This window comes from Aeromonas sp. 25-248, from assembly GCF_053005425.1.
Genome location: NZ_JBRKTB010000004.1, coordinates 114,321 through 140,191 on the forward strand (window position 1 = coordinate 114,321; position 25,871 = coordinate 140,191).

The 25,871-nt window shown below is 61.6% G+C and carries 33 protein-coding genes and 2 other RNA genes; 23 read left to right on the plus strand and 12 right to left on the minus strand.

Translation table 11 applies throughout. The features are described from left to right. The first annotated feature begins 243 nt into the window (after positions 1–243). Positions 244–588: a Grx4 family monothiol glutaredoxin gene (locus ACVDHI_RS08525; RefSeq protein ID WP_010673955.1), complete on the plus strand. Its 345-nt coding sequence runs from the start codon at positions 244–246 to the stop codon at positions 586–588. Positions 589–655: 67 nt separating this feature from the next. Here ACVDHI_RS08525 and ACVDHI_RS08530 read toward each other — a convergent pair whose 3' ends face one another. Then, entirely contained in the window at positions 656–1,867 is a 1,212-nt protein-coding gene (locus ACVDHI_RS08530) for an RsmB/NOP family class I SAM-dependent RNA methyltransferase (RefSeq protein WP_010673956.1), read from the minus strand. 211 nt (positions 1,868–2,078) lie between these two features. Here ACVDHI_RS08530 and ACVDHI_RS08535 point away from each other — a divergent pair, with 211 nt between their 5' ends. The 4 genes from ACVDHI_RS08535 to ACVDHI_RS08550 all read left to right on the plus strand — a co-directional run bounded on the left by ACVDHI_RS08535 (position 2,079) and on the right by ACVDHI_RS08550 (position 6,121). Then, a complete protein-coding gene (locus tag ACVDHI_RS08535) occupies positions 2,079–4,046 on the plus strand; it encodes a reprolysin-like metallopeptidase (RefSeq protein ID WP_447211960.1) in 1,968 nt (655 codons plus the stop codon). Beyond that, the gene (locus ACVDHI_RS08540) at positions 4,043–4,366 is read left to right on the plus strand and encodes a hypothetical protein (RefSeq protein WP_039039894.1); all 324 of its coding nucleotides are present in this window, start codon (positions 4,043–4,045) and stop codon (positions 4,364–4,366) included. The genes ACVDHI_RS08535 and ACVDHI_RS08540 overlap by 4 nt, the downstream gene beginning before the upstream one ends. Before the next feature lie 157 nt (positions 4,367–4,523). Further along, entirely contained in the window at positions 4,524–5,162 is a 639-nt protein-coding gene (gene pdxH, locus ACVDHI_RS08545) for a pyridoxamine 5'-phosphate oxidase (RefSeq protein WP_134996668.1), read from the plus strand. After that, positions 5,162–6,121 carry a LysR substrate-binding domain-containing protein gene (locus ACVDHI_RS08550; RefSeq protein ID WP_010673960.1) on the plus strand — a complete coding sequence of 320 codons (960 nt, stop codon included), beginning with the start codon at positions 5,162–5,164 and terminating at the stop codon, positions 6,119–6,121. The genes pdxH and ACVDHI_RS08550 overlap by 1 nt, the downstream gene beginning before the upstream one ends. A 66-nt stretch (positions 6,122–6,187) precedes the next feature. Here ACVDHI_RS08550 and ACVDHI_RS08555 read toward each other — a convergent pair whose 3' ends face one another. Genes ACVDHI_RS08555 through ACVDHI_RS08565 form a run of 3 tightly spaced genes read right to left on the minus strand, consistent with a single transcriptional unit; the run spans position 6,188 to position 8,633 of the window. Then, a complete protein-coding gene (locus tag ACVDHI_RS08555; RefSeq protein WP_447211961.1) occupies positions 6,188–7,369 on the minus strand; it encodes a M20 metallopeptidase family protein in 1,182 nt (393 codons plus the stop codon). Then, on the minus strand, positions 7,369–7,818 hold the full coding sequence (locus ACVDHI_RS08560; RefSeq protein ID WP_447211962.1) for a hypothetical protein: 450 nt from the start codon (positions 7,816–7,818) through the stop codon (positions 7,369–7,371). The genes ACVDHI_RS08555 and ACVDHI_RS08560 overlap by 1 nt, the downstream gene beginning before the upstream one ends. Next, a complete protein-coding gene (locus ACVDHI_RS08565; RefSeq protein ID WP_010673963.1) occupies positions 7,815–8,633 on the minus strand; it encodes a DUF3100 domain-containing protein in 819 nt (272 codons plus the stop codon). The genes ACVDHI_RS08560 and ACVDHI_RS08565 overlap by 4 nt, the downstream gene beginning before the upstream one ends. A 259-nt stretch (positions 8,634–8,892) precedes the next feature. Between ACVDHI_RS08565 and ACVDHI_RS08570 the strand changes: the two genes are divergently transcribed. Continuing rightward, positions 8,893–10,083, plus strand: coding sequence for a GNAT family N-acetyltransferase (locus tag ACVDHI_RS08570; protein ID WP_447211963.1), 1,191 nt, complete (start codon positions 8,893–8,895; stop codon positions 10,081–10,083). Between the two features lie 152 nt (positions 10,084–10,235). Then, positions 10,236–10,742: a GNAT family N-acetyltransferase gene (locus ACVDHI_RS08575; protein ID WP_010673966.1), complete on the plus strand. Its 507-nt coding sequence runs from the start codon at positions 10,236–10,238 to the stop codon at positions 10,740–10,742. A gap of 72 nt (positions 10,743–10,814) precedes the next feature. Here ACVDHI_RS08575 and ACVDHI_RS08580 read toward each other — a convergent pair whose 3' ends face one another. Continuing rightward, positions 10,815–11,315 carry an SRPBCC family protein gene (locus tag ACVDHI_RS08580; RefSeq protein ID WP_010673967.1) on the minus strand — a complete coding sequence of 167 codons (501 nt, stop codon included), beginning with the start codon at positions 11,313–11,315 and terminating at the stop codon, positions 10,815–10,817. Positions 11,316–11,497: 182 nt separating this feature from the next. Here ACVDHI_RS08580 and ACVDHI_RS08585 point away from each other — a divergent pair, with 182 nt between their 5' ends. Next, positions 11,498–11,938, plus strand: coding sequence for a GNAT family N-acetyltransferase (locus tag ACVDHI_RS08585; RefSeq protein ID WP_042880882.1), 441 nt, complete (start codon positions 11,498–11,500; stop codon positions 11,936–11,938). A gap of 133 nt (positions 11,939–12,071) precedes the next feature. Here ACVDHI_RS08585 and eda read toward each other — a convergent pair whose 3' ends face one another. Continuing rightward, on the minus strand, positions 12,072–12,689 hold the full coding sequence (eda, locus tag ACVDHI_RS08590; RefSeq protein ID WP_447211964.1) for a bifunctional 4-hydroxy-2-oxoglutarate aldolase/2-dehydro-3-deoxy-phosphogluconate aldolase: 618 nt from the start codon (positions 12,687–12,689) through the stop codon (positions 12,072–12,074). A gap of 167 nt (positions 12,690–12,856) precedes the next feature. Here eda and ACVDHI_RS08595 point away from each other — a divergent pair, with 167 nt between their 5' ends. Further along, positions 12,857–13,027: a hypothetical protein gene (locus tag ACVDHI_RS08595; protein ID WP_010673970.1), complete on the plus strand. Its 171-nt coding sequence runs from the start codon at positions 12,857–12,859 to the stop codon at positions 13,025–13,027. Positions 13,028–13,307: 280 nt separating this feature from the next. On the opposite strand, the gene ssrA is transcribed toward ACVDHI_RS08595, so the two are convergent. Together ssrA and smpB are read right to left on the minus strand one after the other, a co-directional pair. After that, positions 13,308–13,667, minus strand: a transfer-messenger RNA (tmRNA) gene (gene ssrA / locus ACVDHI_RS08600). A 122-nt stretch (positions 13,668–13,789) separates the two neighbouring features. Beyond that, a complete protein-coding gene (smpB, locus tag ACVDHI_RS08605) occupies positions 13,790–14,278 on the minus strand; it encodes an SsrA-binding protein SmpB (RefSeq protein ID WP_010673973.1) in 489 nt (162 codons plus the stop codon). A gap of 248 nt (positions 14,279–14,526) precedes the next feature. Here smpB and ACVDHI_RS08610 point away from each other — a divergent pair, with 248 nt between their 5' ends. Continuing rightward, positions 14,527–14,961, plus strand: coding sequence for an SRPBCC family protein (locus ACVDHI_RS08610; protein WP_010673974.1), 435 nt, complete (start codon positions 14,527–14,529; stop codon positions 14,959–14,961). After that, on the plus strand, positions 14,954–15,310 hold the full coding sequence (locus ACVDHI_RS08615; RefSeq protein ID WP_039039886.1) for an RnfH family protein: 357 nt from the start codon (positions 14,954–14,956) through the stop codon (positions 15,308–15,310). The genes ACVDHI_RS08610 and ACVDHI_RS08615 overlap by 8 nt, the downstream gene beginning before the upstream one ends. A 67-nt stretch (positions 15,311–15,377) precedes the next feature. Here ACVDHI_RS08615 and ACVDHI_RS08620 read toward each other — a convergent pair whose 3' ends face one another. The 4 genes from ACVDHI_RS08620 to ACVDHI_RS08635 all read right to left on the minus strand — a co-directional run bounded on the left by ACVDHI_RS08620 (position 15,378) and on the right by ACVDHI_RS08635 (position 18,624). Then, a complete protein-coding gene (locus ACVDHI_RS08620; protein ID WP_042878055.1) occupies positions 15,378–16,013 on the minus strand; it encodes an NAD-dependent epimerase/dehydratase family protein in 636 nt (211 codons plus the stop codon). A gap of 100 nt (positions 16,014–16,113) precedes the next feature. Continuing rightward, positions 16,114–16,452, minus strand: coding sequence for an outer membrane protein assembly factor BamE (locus ACVDHI_RS08625; RefSeq protein ID WP_029314185.1), 339 nt, complete (start codon positions 16,450–16,452; stop codon positions 16,114–16,116). A gap of 132 nt (positions 16,453–16,584) precedes the next feature. Beyond that, positions 16,585–17,676, minus strand: coding sequence for an L-threonine dehydrogenase (yiaY, locus tag ACVDHI_RS08630; RefSeq protein WP_447211965.1), 1,092 nt, complete (start codon positions 17,674–17,676; stop codon positions 16,585–16,587). A gap of 201 nt (positions 17,677–17,877) precedes the next feature. Then, positions 17,878–18,624 carry a LexA family transcriptional regulator gene (locus ACVDHI_RS08635; RefSeq protein WP_180898599.1) on the minus strand — a complete coding sequence of 249 codons (747 nt, stop codon included), beginning with the start codon at positions 18,622–18,624 and terminating at the stop codon, positions 17,878–17,880. Between the two features lie 408 nt (positions 18,625–19,032). On the opposite strand from ACVDHI_RS08635, the gene ACVDHI_RS08640 reads away from it, so the two are divergent. From ACVDHI_RS08640 to ACVDHI_RS08695, 12 genes are all read left to right on the plus strand, one after another. Beyond that, positions 19,033–21,246 (plus strand): DNA-binding protein, encoded by a 2,214-nt coding sequence (locus tag ACVDHI_RS08640; protein WP_447211966.1) that lies wholly within the window; start codon positions 19,033–19,035, stop codon positions 21,244–21,246. 41 nt (positions 21,247–21,287) lie between these two features. After that, on the plus strand, positions 21,288–22,010 hold the full coding sequence (locus tag ACVDHI_RS08645; protein WP_115545113.1) for an AAA family ATPase: 723 nt from the start codon (positions 21,288–21,290) through the stop codon (positions 22,008–22,010). A gap of 36 nt (positions 22,011–22,046) precedes the next feature. After that, on the plus strand, positions 22,047–22,652 hold the full coding sequence (locus tag ACVDHI_RS08650; RefSeq protein ID WP_447211967.1) for a hypothetical protein: 606 nt from the start codon (positions 22,047–22,049) through the stop codon (positions 22,650–22,652). Beyond that, positions 22,636–23,196 carry a transcriptional regulator gene (locus ACVDHI_RS08655; protein WP_319899963.1) on the plus strand — a complete coding sequence of 187 codons (561 nt, stop codon included), beginning with the start codon at positions 22,636–22,638 and terminating at the stop codon, positions 23,194–23,196. Before ACVDHI_RS08650 ends, ACVDHI_RS08655 begins: the two co-directional genes overlap by 17 nt. 55 nt (positions 23,197–23,251) lie before the next feature. After that, complete coding sequence (locus ACVDHI_RS08660) at positions 23,252–23,401, plus strand: hypothetical protein (protein WP_447211968.1); 150 nt, start codon at positions 23,252–23,254, stop codon at positions 23,399–23,401. Between the two features lie 122 nt (positions 23,402–23,523). Continuing rightward, complete coding sequence (locus tag ACVDHI_RS08665; RefSeq protein ID WP_447211969.1) at positions 23,524–24,144, plus strand: DUF3164 family protein; 621 nt, start codon at positions 23,524–23,526, stop codon at positions 24,142–24,144. Between the two features lie 14 nt (positions 24,145–24,158). Continuing rightward, positions 24,159–24,356 carry a hypothetical protein gene (locus ACVDHI_RS08670; protein WP_447211970.1) on the plus strand — a complete coding sequence of 66 codons (198 nt, stop codon included), beginning with the start codon at positions 24,159–24,161 and terminating at the stop codon, positions 24,354–24,356. A 2-nt stretch (positions 24,357–24,358) separates the two neighbouring features. Beyond that, positions 24,359–24,428, plus strand: an RNA gene (locus ACVDHI_RS08675) — hammerhead ribozyme type II. Positions 24,429–24,468: 40 nt separating this feature from the next. After that, positions 24,469–24,699, plus strand: coding sequence for a hypothetical protein (locus tag ACVDHI_RS08680; RefSeq protein WP_042074588.1), 231 nt, complete (start codon positions 24,469–24,471; stop codon positions 24,697–24,699). Continuing rightward, positions 24,686–24,853, plus strand: coding sequence for a hypothetical protein (locus ACVDHI_RS08685; RefSeq protein WP_447211971.1), 168 nt, complete (start codon positions 24,686–24,688; stop codon positions 24,851–24,853). Before ACVDHI_RS08680 ends, ACVDHI_RS08685 begins: the two co-directional genes overlap by 14 nt. Beyond that, positions 24,850–25,443 (plus strand): gp16 family protein, encoded by a 594-nt coding sequence (locus ACVDHI_RS08690; protein WP_447211972.1) that lies wholly within the window; start codon positions 24,850–24,852, stop codon positions 25,441–25,443. The genes ACVDHI_RS08685 and ACVDHI_RS08690 overlap by 4 nt, the downstream gene beginning before the upstream one ends. After that, on the plus strand, positions 25,436–25,867 hold the full coding sequence (locus tag ACVDHI_RS08695) for a Mor transcription activator family protein (protein ID WP_447211973.1): 432 nt from the start codon (positions 25,436–25,438) through the stop codon (positions 25,865–25,867). Before ACVDHI_RS08690 ends, ACVDHI_RS08695 begins: the two co-directional genes overlap by 8 nt. Positions 25,868–25,871 lie beyond the last annotated feature (4 nt).

Sequence of the window (25,871 nt, forward strand, 5' to 3'; positions counted from 1 at the left end):
AGACATTGCGTACTCTTTTCTATCTTGAAAAGAATTGTTCTTGAAATGAGGGGGCCAGACGGCCCAAAGCCCGTCGATTGTAGCAGTATCAAAGATGGGCGAACAACCCTTGATTCTTGCCATGATCCGGATCAAGCTGCGGCGTATTGATGCATGACTTCTTTCATTCGCAACGGTTTGCCAGTTTGTGGTCTGCCCGGATTGCAGTAGAATGGCCGCTGAAATCGCTCCAGTGAGGCATTTATGGAAACTATTGAAAAGATCAAACAGCAGTTGGCTGAGAATCCCATCATCCTCTACATGAAGGGATCCCCCAAGCTGCCCAGCTGCGGTTTCTCTGCTCAGGCCTCCCAGGCCCTGATGTCCTGCGGCGAGCCTTTCGCCTATGTCGACATCCTGCAGAACCCGGACATCCGCGCCGAGCTGCCGAAATTCGCCAACTGGCCCACCTTCCCGCAACTGTGGGTCGAGGGTGAGCTGGTCGGTGGTTGCGACATCATGATCGAGATGTTCCAGGCCGGCGAGCTGCAGACCCTGATCAAGGAAACTGCCGCCAAGCACAAGCAGGATGACGCTGCCGCCGAATAAGGCCGCATCCATACCATGCAAAAAGGGGAGCCAGTGGCTCCCCTTTTCTTTGTGCCCACGACAGACATCAGGCGATGCGTTCGAGGCGCGCCATGTAGAAGCCGTCGAAGCCGGTCTCTGCCGGGCTGACGTTGTGATCGCCGATCAGGCGGAAGTGCTCGTTGGCGGCGAGGAACTTGTCCACCTGCTGGCGGTTCTCCTCGGGCAGGATGGAGCAGGTGGCGTAGACCAGCAGGCCGCCCACCTTCACCATCTGGCTGTAGCGCTGCAGGATCTCCTCTTGCAGGGCGACCAGCACCGGCAGGCGCTCGGCGGTGTCGCGCCACTTGGCATCCGGGTTGCGCTTGAGCACGCCAAGGCCGGAGCAGGGGACGTCCAGCAGCACGCGATCGGCGCTTTCTTTAAGGCGCTTGACGGTCTTGCTGCTGGTGATGACCCGGGTCTCCACGTTGTGGGCACCGGCGCGGCGGGCGCGCTGCTTGAGGTTCTCCAGTTTCCACTCTTCCACGTCCATGGCCAGCAGACGGCCCTTGCCCTGCATCATGGCGGCCAGGTGCAGGGTCTTGCCGCCGGCACCGGCACAGGCGTCGATGACCCGCATGCCGGGCTTGACGTCGAGGGCCGCGGCCACCAGCTGGGAGCCGGCATCCTGCTGCTCGAAGCAGCCATCGGCAAAGGCCTGGGTACGGAATAGGGCGGCGTCCGAGGTCACTTGCAAGGCGGTCTCCACTCCGTCGACGGGCACTGTGGTGACATGCTCTTTGGCCAGCATGGCTTGCAGCTCGTCCCGGGTGCACTTGAGGGTGTTGACCCGCAGGTAACGCTTGGGCATCCAGGCCAGGGCGGCACGCTCGGCCGGCCAGGCGTCGCCCAGTTGCTCGCTGCCGAGTTTTTCCAGCCAGGCAGGGCAGCCGTCCATCAGCACCGGGTTCTTCTTGGCCTCGGTCAGGCGGCGGCGGAACGCCTCCTCGTTGAAGCGATCCAGGGTCGGGTGGTTGGGCTGATCTATCTTGTGGAAGGCGTGCCAGCTGTGCAGCAGCGGCCAGACATTCTTCTCCGCTTGACGGACCTGGATGCCGGTGAGGAAGCAGTAGAGGCTGAGGCGGCGCAGCAGATCGCCGGTGACCAGGGCAATCCTTGCCTGTTCTTGCGGTTTGAGTTCGATGCCGGAGAAGTGACGGGCATAGGCGCGGTCGAGGGTAAGACCCTGACCCAGCACATCGTCAACGATGGCAACGACCAGATCCCCGAAACGGGGCAACAGTGGGGACTTGAGCATGAGATTAACCTTGGCCAAAGAAAGAGTGAACCGGCCCCGTCGAAGAGGGGTTCTGGAACGGACAAATCCGCGCCATGATAGGGGCTAGTCTGCATTGGTGCAACCTTCCCCATTCGGGGAATGTACAGAGGATGTTGCTGGACTAATCGGACCAGCGGGCAAATGATGCCGTGGCAGTTCAGGTGAATCCGTTTAAAAAGGAATTAAAAAGATGCAGTTGATGAAATATTCTCCGCTGGCGGTGCTGGTGGCGGGTCTGATGACGTCCGGCAACCTGATGGCCGGCGAGTGGCATACGGTCACGGCGCGGGCCACCGCCGCCGATGGGTACGAGGTGAGGGCCAGCCAGTATCGCATCGTCACCGTCTCCACCGATTACCTGGCTGCCCTGAAGGGGGGCGAGCGCCGCCTGACCCTGCCTCTGCCGGATGGCAAGGAGGTGACCTTCAGCCTGCAACCCTATGATCTGCTGCCAGCGGATCTGGCCGCCAAATATCCCGATATCCTGGCCTTCAAGGGGCATAACGAAGCGGCGCTGGGCGAGACCGGGCGCTTCGATCTCGGTCCCCAGGGATTCCACGCCATGTTCAGCCATGAAGGGAAAATGGTGTTTGTCGATCCCCTTCGCAATGGGGAAGGCTATGCCGTCTATTACCAGCAGGATGCCCACAGCCGGCTGGAAGAGGAGGCGGACAAGGTGATCGGGGGCGAGGCCAAAAAGCTGGCCCGCCAGGTGCTGGTGGATGGCAACGAGCGCAAGCGCTATGTCATCGCCATCTCGGCGGCGGGGGAGTACACCCAGTATCACGGCGGCACCGTGGAGGCGGGTCTTGGCGCCATCACCACCCTGCTCAACCGGGTCAACGAGGTCTACCAGCGTGACGTGGCGGCCGAATTCCAGCTCGCCAGCGGCAACGACACCATCATCTTCACCGACGTGGCGAACGATCCCTTCAACAATGATGACGGCGATATCGATGCCAACATGCAGGTGCAGGCCGATGCCCTGACCAAGGGGCTGGGGGCCTTCGACATCGGCCATGTGGTCAATACCGGTGGCGGTGGCCTGGCGGGACTGGGCGTACTCTGTACCGACGAAAAATCGGCGGGGATGACGGGCTCCTCCGAGCCGGTGGGGGATGCCTTCTTCATCGACTACGTGGCCCATGAGATTGGTCACCAGTTCGGGGCAGACCACACCTTCAACGGCACCACAGGCAGTTGTGGCGGCGGCAACCGGGAACCAAGCCAGGCCTGGGAGCCGGGCAGCGGCAGCTCCATCATGGCCTATGCGGGGATCTGCGGAGACGAAGATCTGCAGCCCCACAGCGAGCCCTATTTCCACAGCAAGTCCATCGAGCAGATGCGGGCCCACATGGCCACGGTGCCAAATTGCGGCACCCCGTTGGCGCTGGTCAACAATGCGCCCCAGGTGGCGGCAGGCAATGACTACGTCATCCCCGCCAACACCCCCTTCGTGCTCAAGGGGGCGGGGGCCGATCTTGACGGCGATCCGCTGAATTACACCTGGGAGCAGATCGATCTGGGGACGGAGTCGAGCAGCCCGGCCACCATGGTGGACGACGGCAGCCGCCCGCTGTTCCGTTTCGTGGCGCCGACCAGCTTGCCGGAGCGCACCCTGCCGAGTCTCACCTCCCTGCTCACCAACACCCTGGCGATAGGGGAGGCCTGGCCTGCCACCAACCGGGACCTGAACTTCCGCCTCACGGCGCGGGACGGCAAGGGCGGTGTCGCCAGCGATGACATGAAGATCCAGGTGGTCAACACCGGCAAGGCCTTCGCCCTGACCAGCCCGGTGGTGACCCCCCTGGGGGCGGGCAAGACGCAGACCATCAGTTGGGAAGTGGCCGGCACCAATGCCGCCCCCATCAACTGCAGCAAGGTGGATCTCTTCATGACCCGGGACGAGGGGGCAAACTGGACTCCCCTTGCCAGCGGCAAACCCAACTCGGGCTCGGCGAGCGTCACCATCCCGGCGGGCCAGGACGGCACTGCCCGCTTGAAGGTGGCGTGCAGCGACAACATCTTCTTCGCCATCAGTCCCCTCAAGCTCTCGGTCACCCAGCGCGGTGAAGAGGGGGGAAGCGGTGGCGGTGGTGCCCTCGGCTTCTGGACCCTGGCCCTGGCGTTGCTGGGCTGGCAGCGGAGGCGGGCATGAGACTGGCAGGGGTGCTGCTGCTCACCCTGCTCGGCGGTTGTCAGGCCGATGCAGACACCCTGGATCAGGCGGTCAGCGCCAGCCTCGCCAGGCAGGATTACCGGCTGATCGTGCGGGCCGGGCGCGGCGAGGTGGCGCCCGGGATCGCGGCGGATCAGCAGGCGGCGGCCAAGGCGCGCTGCGGCGTGCGCTATCTCGACGGATTCGGGGATGTCATCAAGCCGGATCAGAAGGAGGCCCATGCCAGGCTGAGCGCCTATGCGGCGGACTACAACCGGCGCATGCTGGCCCATTGCCCGCCGGTTGACGGCAAGCAGTAGGCTGACGGTCATCGGCATAAAGAGGGAGGCATGAGCCTCCCTCTCTTTTTGCTCCGCCATTTGGCCGCCCCGAGGCTTGTACCCATGGCGCGCTCGTCGCACAATGCCTGCACCCATCGCCGCACGGGCGGCAGAGAAAGAGAGAAGGAAAATCAAGATGATGGATGTGGCTGATCTGCGTCGCGAATACACCAGAGGTGGACTGCACCGGGCCGATCTGCCGGCCGAGCCCCTCGCCCTGTTCGAGAAGTGGCTGGCCCAGGCGTGCGAGGCCAGACTGACCGATCCCACCGCCATGGTGGTGGGCACCGTGGATGCTGATGGCCAGCCCTGGCAGCGCACCGTGCTGCTCAAGCACTACGATGCCGAAGGCATGGTGTTCTACACCAACATGGGCAGCCGCAAGGCGCATCAGCTGGAGGGCAACCCCCGTATCAGCCTGCTCTTCCCCTGGCACACCCTGGACAGACAGGTGCACGTGACCGGCCGGGTGGAGAAGATGAGCACCTTCGAGGTGATGAAGTATTTCCACAGCCGACCCAAGGACAGCCAGATCGCCGCCTGGGTCTCCAAACAGTCGACCCGCATCTCGGCCCGTGGCGTGCTGGAGGCCAAGTTCCTCGAACTCAAGCAGAAGTTTGCCAATGGCGAAGTGCCGCTGCCGAGCTTCTGGGGTGGTTTCCGGGTGCGCATCGACACCGTCGAGTTCTGGCAGGGCGGGGAGCATCGTCTGCACGATCGCTTCTATTACACCCGCGAGGGGGACGGCTGGCACATCGAGCGCCTGGCGCCCTGATGAACATCGCCAGGCTCAAGAACTTCACCGAGATAGTGAAGAACAACTTCAACATCTCGGCGACGGCGGAGAAGCTCTATACCTCCCAGCCGACCCTCAGCAAGCAGATGAAGATGCTGGAAGAGGAGCTGGGGCTGGCGCTGTTTACCCGCAAGGGCAAGAACCTGGCGGGCCTGACCCCCATGGGGGAGCAGGTAATGGAGCTGGCCAGGGGAGTGGTGGCCCAGGTGGAGCAGATTGGTCAGCTTTCCCTCGGGGATCAGCTGGCCACCAGCGGGGTGCTGCGCATCGCCACTACCCACACCATGGCCCGCTACAAGCTGCCGGCGGTCATTACCGAATTCTCCCGCCGCTACCCCGAGGTGAGCATCCAGCTGCATCAGGGAGCCCCTGCCCAACTGGCGCAGATGGCGCAAAACGGGGATGTGGAGATGGCCATCGCCACCGAGTCCATGCACCTGTTCGACGAGCTGGCGACCGTGCCCTGCTATCGCTGGGGGCGCAGCGTGGTGGTGCCCCACGGCCATCCGCTGCTGGACTGCCAGCCGCTGGCCATGGCGGATCTGGCCCGGTATCCCCTCATCACCTATGTGTTCGGTTTCACCGGCCGCTCCAAGATGGACAAGGCGTTCGGTCGCCATGGTCTCAGCCCCCGCATCGTGCTGACGGCCACCGACAGCGACATCATCAAGCACTATGTGCGCCTGGGGATGGGAGTCGGGGTGATCGCCACCTCGGCGTTCGACGAAGGGGACAGGGAGAGCCTGGTCTGCCTCAACATCGATCATCTGATCGCCTCGAGCGTGGCCCATGTGTGCCTGCGCAGGCACGCCCACCTGCGGGACTACATGTACGACTTCATCCACCTCTATGCCCCCCATGTGAGCCGGGAGACGGTGCAGCTGGCGCTGCTCAACCAGGGAACGCCCGCTCCGTCTGCGACCCTGCCCTGGCTCTGACGCCGAGACATAAAAAAGAGAGGTCGTCGGCCTCTCTTTGCATTGCTATCCCCTTGTACTGACCCCTCAGGCGGCTCGGGTCGCCAGATTGACGAAGATCTGGGCTCCCACCAGCAGGCAGTCGTCGTCCAGGTAATAGGGGTTCGCGTGCAGGTAGTTGCAGATCCCCTTGGCCTGATTGCCGCTGCCGAGGAAGAACATGGCCCCCATGCGGCTTGGCGTGGCGTTGATCATGTAGCTGAAGTCCTCGCTGCCGGTCATGGGCTGGCCCTTTGCGTTGATCCCGTCGCTGGACAACACATCCGAGGCGGCTTGTTGCAGGCGCTCGCAGGCCTGGGGGTGGTTCTCCACTGCCGGGTAGCCGGCATGGACCATGGTGGTTTTGAAGCCGCGCAGCTCGCTCTGGGCGATGATGTCCCTGAAGCTGTTTTTCAGGATCTGGTCGGTTTCGGCATCCATGGCGCGGATGGTGCCACGGGCCTGCACATGATCGGCGATGGCGTTGGGAATGGTGCCGCCGTTGATCATGCCGCAACCAAAGACCGCCGGGCTGAACGGGCTGGTGCGCTTGGCGACGATGTAGTCCATGTCCTCGATGATCCGCACCGCCTCCCGGATGGCATCCAGCCCCTTGTGGGGGGTGGAGCCGTGGGCGGAGATGCCGTGCACATCGAGCGTCCAGGCAGACCCCCAGGAGGACATGACCCCCTGGTTGAACTTGATGGTGCCCGTCTCCATGGCGCCGTCGTTGTGCAGTGCATAGACCTCGTCCACCCCCTTCATGCAGCCAAGCTCCACCATCTTTTCGGCACCGGGGACGCGCATGTCCTCTTCCGCCATCTGGAAGATGAAGCGGACGTTGTACCGCAGGCGATCGCGGTTGGCGGCCAGAAACCTGGCGGCGGTCAGAGCGATCGCCATGTGGGAGTCGTGGCCGCAGTTGTGGGCCATCCCCTCATGGGTGGATTTGAACGCCACCTCGCTCATGTCGTGCATCTCCAGGCCATCCATGTCGGCACGAAAGGCAATGGTGGGCAGGCTGGGGTCTATGTGCAGATCCCCGTGAAAACCGGTGAAGCCGGGATACAGGGTGATCCTGTAGCCGAACTCTTCCATCAACCCACGGCAGTAGGCAGAGGTCTTGAACTCGGCCCCGGAGTATTCCGGGATGCGGTGCAGGTGGTGGCGCACTTCGTAGCTGAAGTCGCGCAGGGCCAACAGGTCAGGTTCGATATGGTAGTGGTTCATCAGATGATCCCTTGAATGGAGAAACCGAGCTGGGCAACCAGGGAGGCGCCAAAGAAGCAGCAGGTGGAGACGATCATGAAGATGAGGATCACCTTCCACGACATCTTCTTGAGCTCCTCCAGCTGACCGCCCACCGAGAGGCCGGCGAAGGCCAGGAGCGGCACGCAGCAGGAGAGGAAGGAGATCTTGGCCACGGCATCGATGAAGATGCCGCGCACCGGGGTCTCGGGCAGGCAGATGAGAATGCCGATGATGGTGGCATAGGCAAAGGCCGGCAGGGAGGAGGGCAGGTAGCGCTTGGCCACCAGGGAGGCGAACACCACCAGGGACATGGCGATGAAGCTGTCCCCCATCTGCCACAGCGGCAGGCCCGAGGTCAGGGTCTGGGTGAACATGGCCAGCAGGATCGCCAGGAAGACGAAGCGCATATCCATCACGATGCTTTTCATGCTTTCTCTCCTTTGGCGGTCAGGGCATAGATTTTTTCAGCGAGCGGCAGACCCAGATAGGTGAGGGAGAGCGCCCCCAGGGCCGACGAGAGCAGGTTCGACGCGGCGGCGATGCTGAGCACCTGCTGGGCCATCGCCTCGTCCAGGCCGTTGATGAGGGCACCGGAGGCGGCGCTCAGCATGGAGCCGGATCCCACGCCGGAACCGGCGGCCAGGGCCAGGGGGTGCAGCCCCGTGAGGGGGGCGATGCTGCCGAGCACGCTGAACCAGAGGGTGCCGATGACGGAGCCGCACAGGTAGATGGCGAGCACGCCGATGTACTCCTGGGAGCCGGTGCCGAACTTGCCCTGGATCACCGCGACCGAGGGTTCACGGCTGATGGAGGAGCAGGCCCCGATGGCGCGGCGGCCAAAGCCGAACTTCACCGCCAGCGGAATGGCGATGAGGATGGGCAGGAGGTTGCCTATCTCTTGCAGGAAGAGCGGTACGCCGACGCTCAGGATCATCTTGAGGTTGGGGATGATCATCCCCGCATACTGGGTCCCGAGGATCAGCAGGCTGAAACCCACCATCTTGCCGCAGAAGCCCTCTTCTCGCTCGGTGAAGAGCCTCTTCCAGCCGGGAATGCGATCCTTGACGGGCTTGGCGGAGACGATCATGCCGATGATGACGGCAAAGAGCATGGGCAGGATGGGGATGATGGCGATGCCGAGTCTGATCTCCTGCTTCCCGATGAGGGATTGGGCCACGAAGATCAGCAGGGCGGTCGCCAGGGTACTGACTACTACCGTTTTGAGTGGGCTGGTTGGCTGCATAGTGTGTCTCTTGTTATCCGTTGTCCTTCATGGGCGTCTTTGGTCACGCCATGATGGGGGCATGATAGGAAGCGAGGAGGGGAAGGAATGTGACCGCCATCAAGTCAGCCATATGGCATTTTTTCATGGGGTATGCCGTTTAACCATGGTAAACATATGGTTTAACAACTCATTGGTAGCTGCTTATGCTGCCTCAGACAGGAGTGTGGTGCCGCCCGGGCACCCGGTGCCTGATCCGGGGGGGGATGTGGGGGAAGGAATGGATCTGTTGATCGAGGGGGCGCTCTGGCGCCCCTCCTGGCAAGCGGCGTTGCAGGCCTGGCAGCACCAGGGAAACCGCTGGTGGCTGCTGCTTGGCAAAGGGGAGACGAGGGAGATGGCACCCTGGTCGGTCAGCCCGCCAGATGGCATTCTCCTTGCCCGCGACCTGCTTGCCGCCTGGCTGGGGGAGGCCGCCTCCCCGCTGATGGCGACACAGCCGGACCGGCAGATCCTGATCGCTGCCTCCGGCTCCCTGCTGACCCTGGCCAGAGAGAGCGGCCTGCTCACCCTGGGGCCCGCGGGGGCGGATCATCGCCTCGGTGCCGATGACGACCTCGGGGTTGCCCTGCAACGCCTGCTTGCCCGCCGCCTGATGACCCCGGTGCTGCGCGAGCCTGGCGGGCAGGACGCGCTGGTGCTGCGCCCCCTGCTGCCCGGCGATGAGAGCGCCATCCTGCGTTATTGTTCGGATGCGGCGCTCGCCCGCTATACCCTCAACATCCCCCACCCCTATTCGCCGGAGGCGGCGCGGGACTGGCTTGCCCTGAGCGGGCGCAAGGCTGCTCTCGGGCTGGGATGCACCTGGGCCCTGACTCTGCCCCAGGGGCGTGAAGACGAGCCCGCTCCCCTGGTCGGTACCCTCTCCCTGCACTGGCACGGGGAGCTGGCATGGTGGGTCGGCGTGCCCTGGCAGAACAGAGGGCTGGCCACCCGGGCCGCGAGCCTGGTCAGGGTGTTTGCCTTCGAGCAGTGGCACCTGCCTGCCCTCACCGCCCGCCACATGCCGGGCAACCTCGCCTCAGGCCGGGTGATGGAAAAGATTGGCATGCACCATGACGGGCATCGGTCAGATCCGGCCGATGGCGCCCTCATGCTCGATCACTGGCGGCTGGATCGCCCGGCGCGCCTGACGGATGCACGCAAAGAGGCGCTGGCCCCCTGGCTGGATGACGAGGAGGTGGTCGTGGCCATACTGCACGGTGAGGGGGTGGCGCTCTTCATGGCGGGGGAGGCGACAGGGGGCGAGCAGACACTCAGCGGGCTGACGGTGCGGCGCTATCCCCAGGCCATGCTGGCGCCAGAGGCTCCCGGGGTGCAGGCCCATGGTGGTGGCGCCCTCCTCAAGGAGTGCGGGGATCTGGGCCTCGCCTATCTGCGGCGATTGCGACAGCCTGACGACGGACGCTGATGGCTTGCGCAAGGGAGCTCATCGCGAAGCCTGGTGCGGGGTCTGTCAGGTGTTTTCCTGAGTCCGCCCTCCCATTTTCAGACAAAGGCAGTGAAGAGGCGCCCCACTTATGTGGAATAATGGCCGCCCTGCTGTACGAGGAGTAACGCTGTATGTTGAGAACCGAGCGTCCCGGCGACATGCTGCCAGTCTATGAGCTGGTGAGTGCCGCCTTTGGTCGTCCCGACGAGGCCGAACTGGTCAACCGCCTGCGAGAATGTGGGGCCGCCGTGGTCACCATGGTCGAGGAGGAAGAGTACGAGTTCATGGGGCACCTGATGCTGAGCCCGATCACCATTGAGGGACAGGAAGGGCCCTGGCTGGGACTGGCACCCGTGGCCGTGCATCCCGACTGGCAGGGGCAGGGCATTGGCTCGGATCTGGTGCGGGAAGGGCTGGACACGGCACTGGAGATGGACTGGAAGGCGGTGGTGGTGCTAGGGGATCCCGCCTACTACGCCCGTTTCGGCTTTCGGCCTGCCAGCGACTTCGGCCTGCACTGCATCTACGAGGTGCCGACGGAGTGTTTCATGGCGATGGAGTTGCAACCCGGCGGGCTCGACGGGGTAAGGGGCGAGGTGCTCTATCACCCCCTGTTCGATGAAGAGCCGGTGGAGTGACCGCCTGCCCATCCATGAAGAAGGACCCTGAGCGGGTCCTTTTTCATGCCATGCCTATCGCTTGAATGGACGTCACTGGGCCAGGGATTTCAGCTGCTGCTTGCCCGGCGGGTTGTTCCAGTCGATGGGGCCGTGGGTGAAACGGTACTGAAGCCTCGGCAGACTCAGTTCCAGCCACTCCTCCCGAAAGTAGGCATAGCCCTGGTCCCAGTCCGGATCCTGCGCCCAGCCGGTCTGCAGGAAGTGGAGCCGGGTGCCCTGGCCCTCCGGCACGAAGCGCAGGCTGACCTGGGTCTTCTGCTGACGAATGTGGGGAAACTGGGGAGGGAAATTCCAGCTGAAGCTGAGCAGATCATGGGGCATGACCGCCATCACCCGGCACCCTTCGCTGCCACGCTCGCCGAGGGGAGCATCGGGTCTGAAATAGATCTCGAACGGTCCGTTGGGTTCCGGGACCATGAGGCACTCCGGCGCCAGAAAACTGCGCAGCCCGCTCTCCGTGGTCCAGGCCCGCCAGACATCGTCAATGTGGGCGGGTACCAGAATACTGCCTTCAATTTGCTTGTTATCCATAAATCAGTGAACCTCAAACCAGTCATGGACGGGACCTCGGCAGTATAGCCCCTGAGGCGATAAAATAGGCAGCCCTGTGTCACACGGTTACGTATTCAAGAGGGTCCACATTGCCGATTTGACAGCGCGGCGGGATCCATCGAGAGTGGGAAGCGACAAGCACGCAACGCAAGGATGGTGTCATGATCAGAATGATGACGGAAGCTGACGAGCCCATGCTGGCGCAGCTCTTCCTCAAGGGAAGGCGCCAGGCCTTCCATTGGGTTGATCCCGCCCTGTTCCGGCTCGAGGATTTTGCCGAGCAGACCCGGGGCGAGGAGATCTGGGTGGCGGAGAAAGGGGGCAGCCCGTGCGGATTCGTCTCCATCTGGGGGGCCGAGAGCTTCGTGCATCATCTCTACGTGGTGGCGGACTGGCACGGGCAGGGCATGGGGCGGGCCTTGCTTGCCGCCGGCTTGGCCGGATACCCTTCCCCGGCCTCCCTCAAGGTGGCCATGCGCAACACCACGGCGATGGCTTTCTATCATCGCCTGGGCTGGGAGAACACCGAAGAGACGGGTCATTGCGACATCACGGGCCCCTGGCGCAGGCTGGTGTTGACGCCCGATGCCGCAGGGGAATAAGCCGCTGGCAGACTGCGGCAACCGCACCGCACATTGATCTCCAGCCCTGGCAGGGCATAAAAAAGCCACTTCGCGGGAAGTGGCTCTTCAACACATCCGGGGGAGGGCAGACCTTCCCTCGCTCAACCGATGATCACAGGGCCGCCACGGCCTCTCTTACCAGGGCGGCCAGCTCTTCCCACATGCCCTCGTCGATGAGCTTGGCCGGCACCATCCAGGTGCCGCCGCAGGCGATCACGGCATTCAGCCCCAGATACTCCTTCAGATTGGCCGGCGTCACGCCGCCGGTGGGCATGAAGCGCACCGGATAGACGGCGCCCAGGGCCTTGAGCATGGCGGTGCCGCCTGACTGCTCTGCCGGGAAGAACTTGAGGTGGCGAAGCCCCATCTTCATGGCTTGCTCCACCAGGCTGGGGTTGTTGACCCCGGGGATGATGGTGACGTCCTTGTCCAGGCAGTACTGCACCGTGGTCGGGTTGAAGCCGGGGCTGACGATGAAGTCGGCACCCGCCGCAACGGCCGCATCCACCTGCTCGCGGTTGAGCACGGTGCCGGCCCCGATCAGCAGATCCGGGTAGGCCGCGCGCATCTGGCGGATGGCCTCTGCGGCGGCGGGGGTGACGTCGGCCCCTTGCAGGCGTGCGGCGAGATAACCGGCGCTGAAGGAGTTGCCCGCCGCCGTGGTGTCGATCACCTGTTTGGCGGACAACCGCAGGGCGGCGATTTCGATCCGCTGCGTTGCCGTGACCACCAGGCAACCTCAGAGCCGCGCTTGACGACGATCTCGCCCACCCCGAAGCCCTGGCTCCCTGGCTGCATTGCGAGCGCAACCCCTACTGGCGCAAGCTCCACGAGCATATCGACGACAAGGCCATCTCCAGCTGGTGCGACGATCACGACCAGATCCTCAAGGCCCTGATGCGCAAGGATCCGCAGGCGGCCAAGCTGGCCATGTGGCAGCACCTGGAGAACACCAAGCAGATGCTCTTCCAGGCCACCATCTTCGATGACGAAATGGAGGATGACCGCTACCTCTTCTCCGAAAATCCCGTCGTTCATCTGACCCAGCCTTCCACTGCCAACGGCTAGTGGAAGATTCTCGGGGGCGAACCCTCGAGGTTGTTTCAACCCCATGGAGGCGCTGGGCTGATGGCGTGGCCCACAGCTCCCGGGCAAATTGCTGCTCCACTCGCCGGTTTTTGCTGGCGACGCCACCTGGAGCTGGCCCATGTCAAATGCAGCCACCCCTCGCAGAGCCTTTGGCCTGATCTGGAGATGTGCTGCGCTCGTGGGGCGGATACATCCTCTCAAGGTGAGAAAAAGGATACAAAAAGGGCCACTTCTTGCGAAGTGGCCCTTTCCAAACGTTTGGTGGAGCTGGGGGGATTTGAACCCCCGTCCAAAATTACTACATCCTCGGTACTACATGCTTAGTCACTCTTTACATTCGCCAACACGCTGCGGAGAGACACGCCACGCATTGACTAGCTCGATTGGTTTTAATGCTTCCGCCCCGAGCAGGACTTCCACACGATCCTGTGAAGGATGACCTTCCATTTCCCTAGGACACAGGCAAGCTAGGGGAGAAGGGCTCAGCGCAGGTTATTAAGCTGCGAGTGCGTAGTTTTCGTCGTTTGCGACTATTTTTTTGCGGTTTATTAACGAGGCCTACCGCACCTCGGCATGCACCTTGGGTTTCGTGAATCTTGTCGAATCCAGAATCAGCCCCAAGTTGTCAAAAGGGATTGTACGCAAAAATCCTGTCATGGCAAGGCGTTGATGGCAATCGACCGGCCTTGGCCGGTCGATTGCTGGTTTATTGGTCGCCGCATGGGGGCCGGCGGCGCACGATCAACCGCGGTGCTTGTTCTTCATGATGCGGGCCTTCTCACGGTCCCATTCCCGTGCCTTGGTGTCTTCCCGCTTGTCGTGCTCTTTCTTGCCTTTCACCAGGCCGATCTCGACCTTGACCCAGCATGCTTTCCAGTAGAGGGCCAGCGGCACTATGGTGTAGCCCTGACGAGCGGTCAGGCTCTCGAGCTTGTCGAGTTCACGGCGACTGAGCAGCAATTTGCGGGTGCGGGTCGGATCGCATACCACGTGGCTGGAGGCGGCGTTCAGCGGCAGGAAGCTGGAGCCGAACAGGAAGGCTTCCCCCTGCATGAAGATGACATAGGCTTCGCTGATGTTGGCCTTGCCCGCCCGCAGGGACTTCACTTCCCACCCTTGCAGGGACAGACCTGCTTCCACGCGTTCTTCGATGAAGTACTCGTGACGGGCGGTTCTGTTGAGTGCAATGGTGCTGGACCCGGCTTTGTTTTTACTGTTCTTTTTGCTCATGACGGGGGCCTTAGGCAATGTTTAGGAAGGCGCATTATACGTGGGTGGCGGCGGCTGTAAAACGCACAGCGCTCCGAGTGGCGGCTTTGTGAGCAGTTCGATGACGATTTTGAGGGAAGGGCGGGGCGAGAGCAGGCCACACTGGCCGGAAAGTGTGCGATTGCCGTGCTTGGTGACCCGCGAACAGTTTCGGCGGTGATTTTGGCTGACAAGGTGATAAAATCGGGCCGATTGGATGAGGAAAACCCATGCCCCGTATTACTCGCAGTGCCCTGGTGATGTTCAGCGCGGAACAGATGTTCCGGCTGGTCAATGATGTTGATGCCTATCCTGAGTTCCTGCCCGGCTGTGTCGGCAGCCGTGTTCATGAGTCAGGTGAAGACTACATGATGGCCTCGGTCGATGTGGCCAAGGCAGGTATCGCCAAGACCTTTACCACGCGCAACCAGCTTGATGCCAATCGCACCATCAAGATGGAGCTGGTGGAGGGGCCTTTCAGCAAGCTGGCGGGTTGGTGGACCTTCACACCCCTGGACGTGGATGCCTGCAAGGTGGAGTTCGATCTCGACTTCGAGTTCACCTCCAAGCTCATTGAGCTGGCCTTTGGCCAGATCTTCCGCGAGCTGGTGAGCTCCATGGTGCTTGCCTTCTCCAATCGTGCCAAGGTGGTTTACGGTGTCTGAGCTCCTCAATATCGAAGTGGCCTATGCCCTGCCCGAGCGGCAGACGGTGCTGTGCATCCGGGTCGCGCCCGAGACCAGCGTGCTGGCGGCCATCGAACAGTCCGGCATCCTGCAAAAGCACCCGGAGATCGACCTGTCGGTCAACAAGTTCGGTATCTACAGCCGTCCGGTCAAGGGCACAGAGTCGGTGCAGGAGGGGGATCGCATCGAGATCTACCGCCCTCTCATCGCCGACCCCAAGGAGATGCGCAAGAAGCGGGCGGAGAAAGCCAAGGAAGAGGGGCGCGCCGATGTGGTCACCGGCGGGCGACCCGATGTGCACCGCAAGCGAGACGATGCCGGCACCTGACGGGTGATGTGCTGTGACAAGGGGCGCCGTGGCGCCCCTTTGTGATCGTCTCGCCCGGCACGGGGCATCACAGGGTGAGCAGGCGCTCGTTTTCCACCGTCTCTATCCCGCTCTCCTGGATGGCAAGGCGCGCCATGGCGTGCGCCACCTGACTGGCCTCGATGGCACGCCAGCGGCGCAGCGACCCGCGCAGCAGGGGCTTTACCAGCGGATAGATGGCCTGGATGATCTGCTCCGAACGGCGCGCAGGTTCGCGATGGCCGAGCAGCATGGCCGGGCGCAGGATGACGAGCCGCTGCCACTCCTGGGCCAGCAGGGCCTGCTCCATCTCGCCTTTGGTGCGGGGATAGAGGGCAGGGGAACCCGGGTTGGCGCCCAGACTGGAGACCACCAGCAGGCGGCGGCAGCCGTGGCGACGGGCGAGCGCGGCAAAGGCCAGCACATAGTCGAGATCGACCCGGCGAAAGGCCTCGGCCGAGCCGGCATCCTTGCGGGTGGTGCCAAGGCAGCAGAAGGCAATGTCCACAGGGGAGGGCAGCGTCAATCTGTCCAGCGCGTCGAACGAGGTGGGCAGCCAGGTGCGTCCCGGAGCGGGGTCGCCCGGTTTGCGGCAGAGCAGGAGGAGGTCGTGCTCCGTCCCCAGCTCGTGCAGCAAGGCTTTGCCAATCAGACCGGTGGCGCCGGCAATCAGGAATCGACTCATGATGATCTCCTCGGGGCAATGAGGCATCCAGAGTGTGGCCCGGCGACATCACCGGGGCCAGAGAGAACAAAACCGGCAGAAGCCGGTTTTGTGATGTCATCTAGAGCGGTGTGGTGAAGGCGGCAGGGAGAGGGAAATCACCGGTCACGGTGGCCAGTCTGTCACCCACGAAGTTGAGGGTCAGCTCCTTGCGCTCCTTGTCGCCCCGACCGGGCTGGAACTCATAGAGGTAGTACCAGGTGTTGGGGTCAAAGCTGTCGCGCAACATGGGAGAACCCAGCACGAACTCGACCTGTTCGCGGGTCATGCCCTGGCGCAGCTTGTCGACCTGCTTTTGTTCCACATAGTTGCCCTGGGGAATATCGATGCGATAGACCAGGCTGCAACCGGACAGGGTGAGGGCGGTCAGGGCCGCGGCAATCAGGTGTTTCATCCGCATATCGGGTTCAGATCATCCATACAGTCTTTTTAGCTCGGCAAATCATACCCACTCCCCGTGCGGAAGTAAAAAGCCATTGATCCATCAGCCAATAAAAAGGGCCGCGTGGCGGCCCTGGCTGATCTTGCCCCCTTACATGGCGGCGCGGAAGATGGCGACGATCTCCGCGTGAGTCGCCTGCCTGGGGTTGGTGAGACCACAGGCATCCTTGAGCGCATTGGTGGCCAGCACGTCGAGGTCGTCGGCCCTGACCCCGAGCTGCTCCAGACCGGTGGGGATCTTGACGTCGCGAGCCAGTTGCCGGATGGCATCAATGGCTGCCGCCGCACCCTGCTCATCGCTCATGGCGCTCACATCCACCCTCATATGACGGGCCACATCCTTGAGCCGACCGGCGCACACCCGGGCGTTGTAGGCCTGGACATGGGGCAGCAGCACCGCATTGCACACCCCGTGGGGCAGGTCGTAGAAGCCGCCGAGCTGGTGAGCCATGGCGTGCACATAGCCCAGGCTTGCGTTGTTGAAGGCCATGCCGGCCAGGAACTGGGCATAGGCCATCTGCCCACGGGCATGGAGATCCTCCCCCTGATGCACGGCGGTGCGAAGGTGTTCGGCAATCAGTGCGATGGCCATCACGGCGCTGGCATCGGTGACCGGGGTGGCGGCGGTGGAGACATAGGCCTCGATGGCGTGGGTCAGGGCATCCATGCCGGTGGCGGCGGTGAGGCCGGCGGGCTTGGCCAGCATCAGTTCCGGGTCGTTGACCGACATCAGCGGCGTGACGTGCTTGTCGATGATGGCCATTTTCACCTGACGGGATTCGTCGGTAATGATGCAAAAACGGGTCATCTCGGAGGCGGTGCCGGCCGTGGTATTGATGGCGATGAGCGGCAACTGCGGCTTGGCGGAGCGATCCACCCCCTCGTAATCCTTGATGCTGCCCCCATTGGCGGCCACCAGGGCGATGCCCTTGGCGCAGTCGTGGGGTGAGCCGCCGCCGAGCGAAATGACGCAGTCGCAGCCGTGGGCCCGGATCATCGCAAGACCCGCCTCGACGTTGGCCACGGTGGGATTGGGTCTGGTCTCGTCGAACACCACTGCGTCGATGCCGTGCTCGGCCAAGAGGGCGGCAAGCCGGCCCACCACGCCAATCTGGCCCAGGATCTTGTCGGTGACGTGTAACCAGTCACCAAGAGTGAGAAAACCGGGAGCAGCCGAAAACAAGTGGGATCTCGTGGGACAAACTCAAGGCTGATAAGGCTTAGAGGGGGAGCGGGAGGTTCTAGTCGCGGGCGCCGCCAAAATGAAAGACGGCGCACGACACTTGGGGTGAATGCGGCAAAAATGAAAACCTAGATGAGGGCCGATTAAGATGGTGTTCCAAGTTTAAATTGCTATTTAAGTCCGATTTTCGGACTCACGAAACTAAAAAAAGTCGTGCCCGGCCCAGACTACCTTGCCGATCACGGCCAAGCTCTCCAACTGGTTGGCTGGAACGACCTGCAGGGGGTAATCAACACGGTTATCGCTGATGATGGTGATCCCGCCATCGAAGTTCTTCTGCAAGCGCTTGGCATAGAGTTCCTCTCCAAGCCGCAACACGAAGATGGATCCGTCTTCGATCTGATTCTTGCTGATATCGACCAGGATGGAGTCGCCAGAGTGAATGGTGGGTTCCATGCTGTCGCCTTTGGCGAAGACCACCACCAGGTTATCCGGGCTCAACTTGCGAAACGTAAGCCACTTGCGGCGAAATGCCAGCTTGCGTTTAACCTCATGATCATCATTAAACGCGCCATGGCCGGTACTGACGGTGACATGGTAGCCATCGATCAGCGCGTACTCCTCATCAAACTCATCACGACGCACCGCTTGCTCGGCAACTCCATCGGGATGTTTCGGGCCCTGACCCGTGGCCAGCCACTCCAGATTCACATTGCACGTTCGCGCAATGCGCAGCGCCTTGTCGATGGTGGGCAGCGAATTGAACGGGGGGAAGTATTTGCGCATCCCCGACTCACTCATCCCCACCAATTCGGCAAATGCCTTGTAGCTCAGACTCCCACGTAGCTCGTCCAGGCGGTCACTCAGAGTATCCATTCCAACCGTCAGAAAAGATACCTCACCGTCTTTTTGTGCTGATTGTGGTTTTTCTTCATAACGCTCTGACATACAAGGAATTCTCGGCTAGTGGCTATTGCTGGTGAGTCGATAGACAAAAAATTCCGCACAAAAAGGCTTGTCAATCTTTTTGGGGTGATCAATCATTCATATGTGACGCATTGCGACATAAAATCATTCTTTTATGAATGATAAAGATACGCATCGCGACACTTGATGATACCGAAACGGGGTGAGTATGTCAGGGAAAACACCAGAGTGGATCAGGGCTGAGCTCATAAAACGCGGATATTCCCAGGCTGCTTGGGCCCGCGCCAAAGGGTTGCATCCCAGAGCAGTGCAGCGCTGCATCAAACAATATGCCCCCTCCATGGGCGTCAGCCCCAAGCGCAGGGAAAGTCGTTCCATCATGGCGCAGCTTTCCGACTCGCTGGGCATCGACTTGCTGGGAGGTAGCCAATGAGTACCTGGTTCACCGCCCAAGGGTTGGCCGGATTGATTGGCATGCCAGCCTATCCCGATGGTGTGCGCAAAAAGGCGGAGCGTGAAGAGTGGCAAAGTCGCAAGCGCGAGAAAGGCAAGGGCGTTGAATACCACATCAGCTCATTACCCGCAGAAACCCGGCGCTACCTGGCAGAGCAGGCTGTTGCCCTGCAGGGACAAACGGTGACCGATCATGCGGCCGGCGGCAAGGCAATGGCCAAGCTGCTTGCTCGTGAAGTGCCAGTGAAGCCGGATGCGGGCCGCAGATTGCTGACCCTGGGCGCCGCCGCCCGCAAGAAGGTAGATGCCCGGCTGTTGATCCTGCAGGCCGCCGATCTCTTCCTGGCTCCTTATCAAGCATGTCAGCAAGGGGAGGTGGGGCGCCGCGCCTTTATCGAGGCATACCGCACCCGCAGCCTGTCACTCCCTGCGAGCGTCTATGAGCAGCAAAAGCCGTTCAGCCTGATCACCTTGCGGCGCTGGCAAGGCACCCTGGCGGATGCCGGTCCAGCTGCGCTGGCGGGCAATTACCAGCGGGAGCGGCCATCCAGCGTTGAGCAAAGCCCGGATCTGGCCCGATTCCTCACGGCATTGATCACCGCCAAACCGCACTTGGCCAACAAGTGGGGGGCGCTGCATGAGTTGGCGACCCAGTACAGCGAGATGAACCAGCTTGGCTGGCAGATCCCCAGCCAGTCCTCTTTGCGTCGCTGGTTGGTCAAGTGGTTGGCAGAGAACAAGGTGGCCTTTACCTATGCCACCAACCCCGACGCTTACAACAACAAGTACCGCACTGCCATCGAAGAGATGTACCCCTGGATGGGCCAGCCCAACGACGTCTGGGAGTTCGACAGTACCCCTGTCGATGCCATGTTGGTGGATGGCCGCCACAGCATCATCGCGGTGATCGATGTGTTCACCCGTCGGGTGCGGTTGTTGGTGGCCAAAACCTCGTCGAGCGAGGGGATCTGCCTGCTGCTGCGTAAGACCCTGCTGGCCTGGGGCACCCTCAACGACAACGGGGTGATGCGTACCGACAACGGCTCCGATTACGTGAGCCAGCGAGTCATGTCCATCTGCACCCTGCTCGGTATGAACGTCAGCCGATCCAACGCCTATTCAGGATGGGAGAAGCCGCATATCGAACGCTTCTTCCGCACTCTCTCTCACGGCCTGATCGAGTTGCTGCCTGCCTTTGTCGGGCACTGCGTGGCCGACCGTCAGGTGATCGAAGCTCGCAAGAGCTTTGCCGAACGGCTGGAGGAGAAGCGCAAGCCCAATGCAGAGAAGGAGATCTACGAGCTGGCCATGACGGCGGCCGAGCTGCAGATCTTGCTCGATGACTGGCTCGATGCCCGTTACCACAACCGCAAACACAGCTCACTCGGGATGACTCCCAACGAGAAGTACCAAAGCGCCCGCTACCAACGCCGCGCCATTGTCGATGAGTCGGCGCTGGATCTGCTGCTCAACCATATCGGTGAGGCCACCGTTTCCAAGGGCTTTATCAAGGCCGGTGGCCTCAAGTACAGCGCCCCGGAGTTACTGGAGAACAGTTGGAAGAGCCAGCGGGTCAGCGTGTTCCTCGACCCGAGCGACGTGGGTCGCGCCATCTTGTACCGCACTGGCGACTGGAACGAGCGGATCGAGGCCGTGAACCTCGACCTGCTGGGCAATGGCGTCAGCCCGGATGCCTTCCGTGCGGCCAAGCGTGCAGATGCCAAGGCGCTGGCCAGCTTTCGCCGTGAGATGCGCAGTCTCGCCAAGACCTTCGGCGTCAACGAGCTGCATCAGGATGTGGTGCGTCACTTCGTTGACCAGGCCCGTGATGTGGCCCAGTTCCAGCGCGGTGATCTCGGGCTCGATAACCCGGCATTGGCGGCGCTCTCAGGCATTGCCTCACCCAGTGAACCGGCCCAATTCAGCGCGGCAGAGCTGGCTGCGATAGAAGCACGCCGCGAAGAAAAAACGGCCCGTGCCCAGGCGACGGCCGGGCAGGAATCCAGGGCGCTCAAGACCGAGTACGAACAGGCCATGTATCTGGCCGAGAAGGAGTTGGATACCCCGCTCGGCGAGCGGGAGAAGGAGTGGCTGACCAAGTACCTCTACAGCCACAAGCTGATGGCGAAACGGATTATCCGCCATCTGGAAAGTATCAGGGCCACTCGCAACGCCCATGCAAAAGGTTAGCAAGCGGCCCTGTAAAACAACCTCATAAGGACAAAAAGACTATGAAACACAAGATCGTCGAAGTCAAAAACATGATCAAGACCGAGCAGTTGCTCGACAACCTGCTCAACCGTTCCAGCATTGTGCCGGGCATCGGCCTGATCCATGGTCCCTCGGGCTTTGGCAAGACCACCGCCGTGGAGTGGCTGTTCAACCAGGACGAGGTGAACGGCATCTATGTGCGCTGCTACAAAGCCGACACCGTGACCAGCTTGCTGGAGCAGATCGCCAAGGAGATCGGCATTCCCCAGCGCCACAACCTGCGGGCCCAGGTCGATAGCATCGTCGAAGCGGTGCGGGCCGAGGAGCTGGCCATCTTCGTGGACGAGGCGGATTACGTGGTCGGGAATGCCCGCATCATGGAGACCCTGCGCGATATCTATGACGCCACCGAACAGCCGCTGATCCTGGTGGGGATGGAGGAGATTGCCCGTCGCATCAGTCAGCGCAAGCAGCTGTTCAACCGCATCTCTCAGTGGATCGAGTTCAAACCCGCCGACCTGGAAGACGTCTCCCTCATTGCCAGCGAAATGCTGGAGGTGGACGTGGAGATCGACGATGCCCTGCTGGACCTCATTCGTAAACGCTCCAACGGGGTGGTGCGCACCATCGTCTCGGCCCTGGACAAGATCGAGAAGATGGCCATGGCCTCTGATGCCCGGATTATCCGGCTGGAGGACGTGGACGCCAGCGAATTGCTGCATGACGTGCGCCGCAGCCGGTAGCCCAGCAAATAACAACAAAGCACGGGAGGGATACCAGTGGTTGATATCAACGATAAGTCCAAGACGGAAGAGGCTTGGCTGTGGATGTGCAAACAGGACTCGTTCGATATGAGTGAGTTGCTCGCAGCGACAGACGTTAAGCAAGCAAATTTATATGCGCTGATGCGTCGTTGGTTAGCGAGCGGCCACCTCTGTTGCGTTGTTGAAGGTGCATTGCGTCAGAGAGAGGTGTTTGGCTGTAACCGGTATCAAGTTTCGAATGTGAATGAACCACCCAAATTTGGCACCAATCAAGGAAATTGCATCTCTCGGAAAAAGCGGAAAAGCAGGCGCAAGACCAGCCAACAAAAGATGTGGAACACCATGAAAATCAGTCGGGTGTTCACGTTGACGGAATTGGCGATGACCTCGAATTCAACCAGTAACCATGCAGGCGTTTATGCAAAGGCGTTGGCCAAGGCTGGTTACGTAAAAGTCCAGGCCAAAGCCATGCCACATCGTGGAGAGGTCGCCAAGTACCAGTTGCTGAGAGATACAGGTCGCTTTGCCCCCATTGTTCGCAAAAACGGCTGCTGGGATCAAAACCAACAGCGGCTCTATCCGTTCCTGGTTGAGGAGGAGAAACATGGACACGTGGCTTGAGGTTCTGCAAGCCGAGGTCGGGGCCAGTTCGTTGTCCGTGGTGGCTGAAAAACTGGGTCTGTCCCGCACCACGATCAGCCAGGTCTGTAACCAGAAGTACCCGGGAGATCTGGCACGGGTGCAGAAGCTGGTGGAGGGCAACCTGATGGGCCACAAGGTGACCTGCCCCATTCTGGGGGAGATCCCGGTGCATCAGTGCCTGGCCCATCAGCGCCGACGGGCGGATGAGGTCGGGACCAGACCGATGGACATCAAGCTCTGGAAGGCCTGTCACAGCGGCTGCCCCCATAGCCAGCTCAGCGAGGATCAGCAACTGCGCCGGCCAATGCGCCTTGCCGTCGAGCAGGGCAGCAGAGGAGGGGACAAAAGCGTCCGTTATGACGCTGATGCCACCCTTTCTCGGTTGCGCCGCCAGGCAAAAAGCGACGGTGAGAACGCCAGCAGCAGCCTGCGCATTCTGGCAGAGCTGCTGGCCGAAGAGCTCAAGATCCTGGGCATCAAATACAACCGGCTGCTCGACAAGGTTGAGAAGCACGGCCAGTAAACCAGCGGGCTCGGGGTGTGCGGTGGGCCCAGTGAGACATCACAAGGAGAACGGGATGAACAGAAATCTGCAAAACACAGCCGACCAGCTGCGCCTCTGGTTGACGGCGAACGGTTGCAAGGTGCGCACCAGCCAGGTGCGCGATACCCCGATGCTGATGGTGACCGGCCCCTTGCCGCCGGAGATGACCCGGCGGGCGGTGTGAGGGCGCGAGTACCTGGCTGGCGTGGTCAGTGAGGTGGCCATGGTGCGCTTTGGCGGCTGTGTCTTGCACTGGCGCCAGTAAGCGACCGCCGAACAACAACGGGATAAATCAAGGAGAGCCTTATGCAAGAAGCACAGACCAAAGAGACGACCCCGATGCGGCAGAACGCCCAGGGGCACTGGGTACCGGAGAATCTGATCGCCCCGGCCGACAAGCTGCGTGATGAGGTGGTGATGGCCATCATCGCAGCGGCCCGTGAACAGAGGTCACAACTGGCGGCCTTCAAGATCGGCGCCATGCAGCAGATCGCCGATTTTGTGGACCTCTCGGCCGAGCGATACGGGGTGGCCTGGGGGGGCACCAAGGGCAATGTGACCATGCTCAGTTTCGACGGTCGCTACAAGCTGATCCGGGCCGTGGGGGAACACCGCAAATTTGATGAACGGATCCAGGCGGCCAAGGTGCTGATCGATGGTTGCATCGAGCGCTGGAGCGACGGCGCCAGTCCTAAGCTGCGGGCCCTGGTGGACCATGCCTTTCGGGTCTCCAAAGCCGGTCATATCGACGTCAACCAGGTGCTCTCGCTGCGTCAGCTCAACATCGACGACGCCGACTGGGAGCAGGCCATGCAGGCGATCGCCGATGCCATCCAGGTGACCGGCACCAGCCAATATCTGCGGCTCTACGAGCGTGACGCCCAGGGGCGTTACGTCCAGATGAGCCTGGATCTGGCAAAGCTGTAAGGGAGGCGTGCGCGATGGAAATCAACGTAGAACAGGCCGAAGAGCAACTGCGGTTGTGCGAGCAGATAGGCGAAACCGAGGGCACCTGCTACCCCGACGACACCTATGAGGATGGTATCAAGGCCGCGTTGTTATGGGTGCTGGGGCTGGGCCCGGCCCCCCTCAATGCAGAGGAATATCAGGGGCTGATGCCGCTGCAGTTTGAGCAGTGACAGTGCGAAACAGGGTGGCCATGCCGCCCTGTCTGCCTGGCGTGGTGGCCAGGCACTGATGAGCAGCCGACCTGGGCCCAGGTCTTCACCGCCTCGAACAAGGAGCACGGCGATGACCAAAACAGAGATGGATATTCGGCTTACCAAGATATTCAGCGCGGCCGCCATTGCACAGGCGACCCCTGATAAACGGGCTGTGTGCAGACAGCTCAAGCAGTTTGATAGAGAGGCTCGTGCCCAAGGGCTGTTTGCCCTGGCAGGGGAGGCCAGCCAGATGCGCTGGCAACTGGTAGCGGAACTGCAGCAAGCCAGAGCAGCAGAGGTTAGTCATGGCGGCGTCTAATTGGCAGGCTCTGCTGGCCTACGTGCTGAAGTTTGGCCCCTTGAACCAGCAAGGTGCCGAGCAGTGGCTTGATCGTCATTGTCCGCAATGGCGCAGTGGGTGCGACGTGGCCGTCGGCCAGATCTGGGTGGCAAAAGTGGGGGAGAAATCATGACAGCAAACAATGAGCGTACCCGCTTGATCCGGTTGGTACAGGTGGGCCGCCGCTCCCTGGGGCTGGATGAGGAAACCTATCGAGAGCTGCTGGCCCAGCAGAGTGGCAAGCGCTCGGCGGCAGAACTGACGCTCCAGGAGTTGGGCAAGGTGCTGCTGGCCATGAAGGGGGCAGGGTTTAAACCGACTGTTAAACGTGGCGTAAAAGGAGGCAAGCAGAAGCGTTTAAGCCCGGTCAGCGGTTCCCCGGTTCGGACGGCTGAGATAGGGGTGATCCGGGCTATCTGGATCACCATGGCCAAACATGGCCTGCTGCGAGATGGCAGCGAGACGGCACTTGATCACTATGTGGAGCGCCAGACGGTATGGCTCAACAAGGGGGTCGGGGTGACCAGGGTGGCTTGGCTTGATGGTGAGTTGGCTTACTCGGTGCTGGAATCCCTCAAGCACTGGCATAAGCGGGAGATGGTCAAGGCATTGCTGGCGGCTAATAAAACTATCCCCATCAATGAGATAACCGGACGGGTAGCGGGCTACCAGGCCGTTGTGGCGGCCTTCGAGCAGATGCAGGCGGAGGTGCAACATGGATAGCAGCCAAGAGAATCTGGACCTGTTCGCCGATGACCATGAATCCCTGGGGCAGTTGGTGGACCGGCTGGATCAGATCCCGGCGGCCGAGCTGACCGCCAAGTGGCCCAAGGCACTGGCCGAGCTGGTCGATGTGCTAGCCTGTGAGCTGGGGCGCGGCGGAATGGCGGCGGATAAGGCCTTGGCCCAGGCCCGCAAGCTGGCATTGGTGCAGGCCCACTATATGGGGGGCCGCGCCTACTACATCCCAACCGGCGATCATCTCAAGGCTGCGTTGCGGGACCGCGCGATCTGGGATGAGTTCAATGGCCGCAATATCGACCAGCTTGCCCGCAAGCATGGGCTCTCGGTGCCCCAAACCTATGCTGTGGTGGCGGAGCAGCGACAGTTGATGAAATGTCGCATGCAGCATGACCTTTTCAAGTAATTGA